Raw genomic sequence first — 433 nt, 5'->3', positions numbered from 1 at the left:
AGAAACAACAGAAGAACTAGAAGACTTAGAAAAACCGGAAGAGCCAAAGGTAACAGAAGAACCGAATGTATTAGAAAAACCAGAGGTAAAAGAGAAGCCGGAGATCTGGGTAAAACCGATTGAGGAAGAAAATAAAGAAGAAACAACAGAAGAACTAGAAGACTTAGAAAAATCGGAAGAACCAAAGGTAACGGAAGAGCCGAATGTGCTAGAAAAACCAGAGGTAAAAGAGAAGCCAGAGATCTGGGTAAAACCGATTGAAGAAGAAAATAAAGAAGAAACAACAGAAGAAATGGAAGATCTAGAAAAACCGGAAGAGCCAAAGGTAACGGAAGAGCCGAATGTGTTAGAGAAGCCAGAGGTAAAAGAGCAACCGGAGATCTTGGTAACACCGATCGAAGAAGAAAATAAAGAAGAAACAACAGAAGAAATG

At 39.3% G+C, this 433-nt stretch carries 1 pseudogene; it reads left to right on the top strand.

From position 1 onward, the window contains the following. Nucleotides 1-433 (top strand): annotated as a pseudogene (locus MR083_RS26945) (Cna B-type domain-containing protein); the annotation flags it as partial.

Source organism: Bacillus cereus group sp. BfR-BA-01408 (genome assembly GCF_022663305.1).
In the GTDB taxonomy this organism is placed as follows: domain Bacteria; phylum Bacillota; class Bacilli; order Bacillales; family Bacillaceae_G; genus Bacillus_A; species Bacillus_A pacificus.
Note: the sequence above shows the minus strand (reverse complement) of the source record. Positions and strands in the feature narration are given on the sequence as shown.